Annotated in this window: 5 protein-coding genes; 2 read left to right on the top strand and 3 right to left on the bottom strand. The window is 72.2% G+C overall.

What is annotated here, in order from left to right; all coding sequences use genetic code 11:
- Positions 1-272: 272 nt before the first annotated feature.
- On the bottom strand, positions 273-1,046 hold the full coding sequence (locus OV207_RS11635) for a zf-TFIIB domain-containing protein (protein ID WP_267554996.1): 774 nt from the start codon (positions 1,044-1,046) through the stop codon (positions 273-275).
- 9 nt (positions 1,047-1,055) lie between these two features.
- Positions 1,056-2,759 carry a signal peptide peptidase SppA gene (sppA, locus tag OV207_RS11630; RefSeq protein WP_267554994.1) on the bottom strand — a complete coding sequence of 568 codons (1,704 nt, stop codon included), beginning with the start codon at positions 2,757-2,759 and terminating at the stop codon, positions 1,056-1,058.
- Between the two features lie 78 nt (positions 2,760-2,837).
- On the opposite strand from sppA, the gene OV207_RS11625 reads away from it, so the two are divergent.
- Positions 2,838-3,188, top strand: coding sequence for a hypothetical protein (locus OV207_RS11625; RefSeq protein WP_267554991.1), 351 nt, complete (start codon positions 2,838-2,840; stop codon positions 3,186-3,188).
- A gap of 16 nt (positions 3,189-3,204) precedes the next feature.
- Here the strand turns inward: OV207_RS11625 and rtcA are convergent, their stop codons facing one another.
- Entirely contained in the window at positions 3,205-4,281 is a 1,077-nt protein-coding gene (gene rtcA, locus OV207_RS11620) for an RNA 3'-terminal phosphate cyclase (RefSeq protein WP_267554998.1), read from the bottom strand.
- A gap of 379 nt (positions 4,282-4,660) precedes the next feature.
- Between rtcA and OV207_RS11615 the strand changes: the two genes are divergently transcribed.
- Entirely contained in the window at positions 4,661-6,289 is a 1,629-nt protein-coding gene (locus OV207_RS11615; RefSeq protein WP_267554989.1) for an ADYC domain-containing protein, read from the top strand.
- Position 6,290 lies beyond the last annotated feature (1 nt).

Here is a 6,290-nt window from a genome sequence, read left to right as displayed (position 1 = left end):
GTCAGGCGGTAGGCGTCCGACAGCCGGTTCTCCTCCAGCGCCTTCGCGTACGCCTCCGCCACGGAGGCCGGCTCACGCGACGCGGTGGCGCAGGCGGTGCCCAGGAGCAGCAGGCTTAAGGGAGCAAGGCGCGGCATCACTGGCGCGGCAGGGTAGACCCCGGCCCTTGGGGGAGCAATCTCCGGGCGCCCGCGGGCGTCATTCAGGCGCCCTGCCCTCCCCGGCGCGCCCCTGTGCGGCCGGGCAGGTGGGAGCTTCCACGCCTGGGGACGTCAGCGAATCCGGAGCAGCTGGACCACCCAGTGCACGAGGTCCGCCCAGTCCGGGCCGTCGCGGACCACGCGGCCCATGCGGCTCACGGTCAGGTTGGGAAGGGGATCCACATGCCGGTGCCTGGGCAGGCTCGCGCCCGACACGGCGCCCTTCGGGTGGTGCTCGCCGCAGTAGACGTCGCCGTCCCAGGCCCAGGCCTCGCTCACCGGGACCTGGCGCTCGCAGATGATGCACGCCATGGGCGAGCGCAGGCCCGCCCCTCCGGTGAGCGAATGCGAGGGCGGCAGCGGGGCCCTGGCGCCCGGCGCGTTCCAGGGGTCGGCGCCTCCGTCCGTGGCGGGGGCGACCTCCCAGCCCGCCCTGGCGCTGGCCGGGGGCGCCTTCGGGGCCTCCACGGTGGCGTTCTCGAGCACCTCGAACTTGCCCGTGTCCAGCCACGCACCGCCGCACTGCGCGCACAGGTCCACCGTGCAGACCCGCGCGGACACCAGCCCGAGCCTCGCGCCACAGCCCGGGCAGGTCATGGGCTCGCTGCGACACGTGGCACAGCTTGCCAGGGCGCGCGGCACCAGGTGGCCTCCGGCGCGGCACCGGGACGCGGCGTTCCTCGCGGTGCCCATCAGCGGCTTGAGCGAAGGCCGGTCCGGGAAGCGCTCCAGCTCTCCCCGGTCAAAGAACAGGCCGTGGCAGCGCGGACAGATGTCCACCTCCACGTCCGAGGCCTGGACGGCGTTCAACTGCTGGCTGGGACACACCGGACAGGAGCGGGCCATGGGCCCATGTTAGTCCATGCGCCGGGAAGTCCCGAAACTCCCTTGGAGGCTCCAGGACGCCATGCAGAAGGCATACAGGGTCGGGTGGGCCGCGCCCGACAGCAGCTTCAGGAGCGACAGCTTCGAGCGGGCCCTGTCGCCGTAACGGACGATCTCGAAGTCGTCGGAGGGCTGCCGCGCCTCCTCCATCGCGTGGCGGCAGACCTCCTCGAAGCCGCCGATGCGGTCCACCAGCCCCGCGTCCCTCGCGCGCAGCCCCGAGTACACCCTGCCCTCCGCGCGCTCGTGGATCTCCTCCTTCGCCCGGCCGCGCGCCTGCGCCACCAGCTCCAGGAACGACTGGTAGGATTCCTCCACCTCGCGCTCCAGCGCGGCGCGCTCGTGCGGCGTGAAGCCCCGGGAGTTGGAGCCGAACGCGGCGTTCTCCCCCCGCGTCAGCGTGGTGCGCTGGACGCCCAGCTTCTCCAGCAGGCCGCCGTATTCGAACTTGCCGATGAAGACGCCAATGGAGCCCACGACGGCGTGCGGCGCGGACCAGATCTCCCTCGCGCCGATGGCCGCCATGTACCCGCCGCTCGCGCACACCTGATCCACGTACGCGATGACCGGCTTCTGCTTCGCCACCCGCTTCACCGCCTCCAGCAATTGCTCCGACGCGAGCCCCGACCCGCCCGGGCTGTTCACCGCCAGCACGACGGCCTTCGCCCTGGGGTCGCGCCCCGCCTTGCGCAGCGCCTTCACCACGGTGTCCGCCGCCGCGAAGCGACCCGCGCCCCCGCTTCCCGGGACGATGATGCCCGTCACGTCCACCACCGCCAGCCGGGGCCGACGTCGCAGCGGCAGCCAGCGCACCGGCGGGAAGGCGTGCGTCGCCAGGTACGCGCCGAAGGTGGGCACCGGCGCTTCGTCCCCGCCGTCCTGCTTCCGGCCCTCCAGGCCCAGGTGGGCGCCCAGGTCCGCCTGATGGACCAGCCCGTCCACCAGCCCCGCCTCCAGCGCCCGCTTCGCGCTGTAGGGCCCGGCGTCGATGAGCGCCTTCGCCTCCTCCGGCGTCTTCCCGCGCGAGCGGCGGAGGGCCTCCACCAGCACGCCGAAGCGCTCGTCCAGGAACGTCTCCAGCGTCTGGCGCTGGATGTCGGACACCTTCCCGTCCGTGAAGAACTCCGGCGCCGTCTTGTAGTCACCCCGGCGGGCGAAGTGGGCGTGGATGCCCACCCGGCCGAAGGCTTCGCCCAGCACCGCGGCCTCCGCCGCGTAGCCCACCAGCTCCACGCGCCCCATGGGGGCGAGCAGCACCTCGTCCGCCGCGCCGAGCACGGGGTATTCGTTCGTGTCCACCATCACCGCCCACGACACCACCCGCTTGCCGGCGGCCTGGAAGTCCGCCAGCAGCGCCAGCAGGGCCTCGCGCCGGGCGTCCGTCAGGGCCAGCCCCTCCACCTCCAGCAGGATGCCCTCCACCCTGGGGTCGGCGGCGAGCACGCGCAGCGCCCGGCCGAAGGCCTCCAGCGAGGTGACGGTCGCGGGCTCCACCTTCATGCCCTTCAGGCGGAGCCGGGGGCCGGGACTCGGCCGGTACGGGAGGCTGCCCGCGAGCCGGAAGCGCACCCAGGCGGGCCTCCGCCGCGCCGCCACCAGCCGGAAGGGCAGGCCCAGGAGCAGGCGCAGCCCCAGGAGCAGGTTGGCCAGCAGGACGAAGGGGAGCCGGAGCATGGGGCGCGGGTAACGGCCTGGGTGGTGTGAAGCAACCCCTGTTCATCGTGAACGGAGGCTCTGTTAGGCTCAGGGCCCATGCCCTCCCCCTCGCTCCCCCGGCTTGTTCTCATCCTCGCCCTCGTCTGGGGCGGTGCTGTCCTGGCCCAACCGCAGCGCCGTCAGCCGCAGGAGTTCCAGAACCCCAGGGAGTTGACCCAGGAAGAGCGGGACGCCGCCAAGGCGCGCGCCATGGGCAACAACCTCCACGGTTACAGCAAGGACGAGAAGCCCAAGGAGAAGCCCATGCCCTGGAGGGCCATTGGCCTCGCGGGCATCATCTTCATGGTGTGTCTGCCCTTCGCCATCCGCGCCTACCGCGGCACGGTGAAGGACATGGCCGCCAGCAAGACCTTCGGCGCGAATGACGCCGGCGAGGACGAGGCCTAGCCTCCCGGCGCCAGCGTCACGCCGGGCGGATCTCCACCAGCCCGCCCGGCTCCACGTCGATGGCCACGGGCAGGAAGCGCCGCAGCACCTCCGCCTGGGTCGTCAGCGCCCCGGTGACCCGCGCGGTGGTGAAGCGCGTGGTGCCCGGCGTCACCGGTCCCAGCCTCCCCGACGCCAGGAGCGCCGCCGGCAGGAGCAGCTGCTCCGCCAGGTGTTCGTCCAGCGCCCCGCCCGTCTCCATGAACCGGGTCAGCGACTCGGCCGCGCTCCTGCCCACGGCCTCCGCGTCGAGCGCGCGGTCGCCCAGGGACGTGAAGGCCGCGACGGTGTGCTCGAACTGCGCCAGCACGAACGTCACCGTGCCCTGTGAGCGCGTCACCGGCAGCGGCCGGTTGTCCGCCTCCGCCAGGATGCCCCGCTCGCGCAGCGCGGCCACCGCGGCGCGGGACTGACGCTCCGCCACGGCGAAGGGCAGCCCGCCCACGAAGGACGCCACCCGCACCTCGCGCAGCACGCCGCGCGCCGGCAGGTCCACCCGCAGCGGCGGTTCGCCCGGGGCGCCCACCTGCGCGGTGAACTCGCCCGCGCCCTCCGGATGGAAGCCCGCGTGCGTCAGCGACAGCTGCACCGGAAATCCGTAGGCGCGCGCCACCGGCAGCCAGGCGCCCGTGAGCGCGTGGAAGCTGGGGCTGTTGCGCGGGTGCGTGGCGCCCCGCAGGGTGAGCCGTCCCCCGCCCGCGAGCGCCAGCGGGTACACGAGGCACTGGAAGAGCAGCGGCGTGCTGCCCGCGGCGCCGACCTCCAGCAGGTAGTCCCCCGCGCGCACCGGGCCGGGGGTGAAGCGCAGCTCGGACGCGCCCACGACGGCGCCCTCGCTGGTGCTGGTGCTCAGGGCCTCCGCGCCGCGCACGGAGGCCAGGTGCTGGGGCCTCAGCCCCGAAGGCTCCCGCTGCTCGCGCAGCCGCGTGAGCTGGAAGGGCCGTCCGGTGATGAGCGACAGGCACAGCGCCGAGCGGAGGATGTGTCCCCCTCCCGCCCCCATGCTTCCGTCGAGCAGCACCAGCCCGGCGTCGGTCCGGTCGTGACCGGTCATGTCCCTCCCGTCATGGGTCGAAGGTGGTGGCGTGAAGCGCTCGCGCCCCGGCGGTGCCCGAGCGTAGCAGACCGCGCGCGTCCGGCTGGGGACTTCGTCGTCCAGCGCCGGCAGCACGGAGACCTTCAGGGCGCTCGGGTGCGCCGCCGCATGGTGGATGCGGTGCATGGCGCGCACGAAGTCGCTCTCCTTCGCCCGTGCAAGGTTTGCACACCGCCCCGGTGCCAGGGCGTGCGGGGCTTGCACTCCCGGCAAGGTTTGCACACCGGCCATGGCGAAGAATGCGGGCCTTCGAATTGCAAACGTGTCCGGCGTACAGGTCCATGCGGGGGGGCGTTCGAGCGCCTCGCGAAATCAAGCGCAGGCGGGAGACGAACACGTGTCAGCCATCATGAAGGTCTGGAGGCAGGGGCTGCTGGGCGCGGTGCTGCTGGGAGGCTCGGGGGCGGTCGCGGAGCCTCCCCCGACGAACAGCGCGCAGGGGACGCAGCTGCATGGCTCGGAGCGCTTCGAGTCCATCAACATCCCGCATGCCTCCGTGGAGGGGCCGCCGCTTCCCACGGGCGTGACGTGCGCGACGGTGAAGTCGGGCATGGTGGGCGGGCGGATCGTCGTGTGGCAGCTGAGCTGCACCGGGGGGACTCCACCGTTTCCAGGGGTGCTCCTGGATGGGCCCTCGCTGGTGGGGACGACCTTCCGCGCGCCGTTCGAGGGCCGCTCGGTGAGGCTCGTCATCCAGGAGGCCCGCTGTCACGTGGGCATCACGTCGTCCCCGGTCGCGTGCACGAGCGAGAACCTCAACTCCGGCGCGGCACGCTGGGAGTTCCGGGTGAGCGCCACCACGGATGACAAGACGACCGTGCCGCTGTGCCCGTCAGGCAGTGGGTTCGCGTTCGCGGTGCCCCATGCATGGTCGGCGGGCGGTGCGCTGCTGAAGAACCCGGACTACTTCACCTTCGCGTGCGCGCCTTCGAACCAGGGCACCACCACCAATCCGTTCTTCGTGGGCGGTGGTGTCATCGCCAAGTGCATCGACTGGGGCTATGCGCCCTGGAGCGGGGCCGTCAACGGGGACGACGTCGCGCTCGAGTCCCACGAGCTCTGCACGCGCATGGCGAGGGCGGACTACTGCGGCGAGGGGAGAAGCAACACGCTGGATGGCACCCCGCTGTCGTTCATGGGACCGCAAGCCGCCCTGGCGCTGAGCCCCGGCGGCTACCCCGTGGCGACCGTGGAGCATGGGCAGTACGCGCTCGAAGCCGTCTGGCGGCGGGACTCGTGCGGCACGGTCCGGCCGCTGTGCCTGGGCAAGAAGCGCTGGGACAGCCTGTCGCTGGAGGCCACGTGCCTCAACCGCGCGCTCGAAGCCGGCATCCCTCCCGTCATCGCCACCGGGCCTTCCGTCCGTCCGTGCGAGGACATGAAGCTGACGAACTACGCGGACGACACGCTGATCGTCTCCTATTCGCTCTTCATCGACCGTGCGCTGGTGATGTTCAAGAAGACCGACACGGAGTTCGTGACGACCACGTCGGTGGTGGCGGATCTCCAGGAGCACCCGGGCATCGTGGACGTGGCCTCGTTCCGGGCGGACCTCAATGGCGACGGGCTGGCGGACACGTCGTCGCTCGTCCCCCTGCGCGCGGAAGGCCCCATCCTCTCCGCGAAGCTGCCTTCCGCCATCAAGAAGCGCATGGGGTCCTTCATCAAGCCGCTGTACCGGTGCGTGGACCACCTGGGGCGCAGGCTGCTCACGGACTCGAACACCTGTGCTCCCGCCACCGGCTACTTCCTCCATGCCGTCAACGCGGACCAGGGCATCGAGGGCTATGTGTACAGCGCCGTGGATGCCGACAGCACGGGTCAGCGCCGGCCCCTGAAGCTGTGGAGGCATCCGACGCTGGGCTTCTACGCCACGTCCACCCAGCCCCCCTCCTCCGCGTTCGTCTTCGTGAAGGACCTGGGTTATCTGCCCGCCGTGGGCCAGCTCCCGGGGCGCGACCTCTGAC

It is taken from the genome of Corallococcus sp. BB11-1 (assembly GCF_026626625.1).
Classification (GTDB): domain Bacteria; phylum Myxococcota; class Myxococcia; order Myxococcales; family Myxococcaceae; genus Corallococcus; species Corallococcus soli.
The sequence above is the reverse complement of the archived record's forward strand: the minus strand, read 5'-3'. Positions and strand labels throughout refer to the sequence as shown.

What these genes read in the sequence shown, in the direction of transcription:
- OV207_RS11635 (WP_267554996.1), bottom strand. Translation starts at nt 1,046, where the DNA reads ATGGCCCGCTCCTGTCCGGTGTGTCCCAGCCAGCAGTTGAACGCCGTC.
- sppA (WP_267554994.1), bottom strand. Translation starts at nt 2,759, where the DNA reads ATGCTCCGGCTCCCCTTCGTCCTGCTGGCCAACCTGCTCCTGGGGCTG.
- OV207_RS11625 (WP_267554991.1), top strand. Translation starts at nt 2,838, where the DNA reads ATGCCCTCCCCCTCGCTCCCCCGGCTTGTTCTCATCCTCGCCCTCGTC.
- rtcA (WP_267554998.1), bottom strand. Translation starts at nt 4,281, where the DNA reads ATGACCGGTCACGACCGGACCGACGCCGGGCTGGTGCTGCTCGACGGA.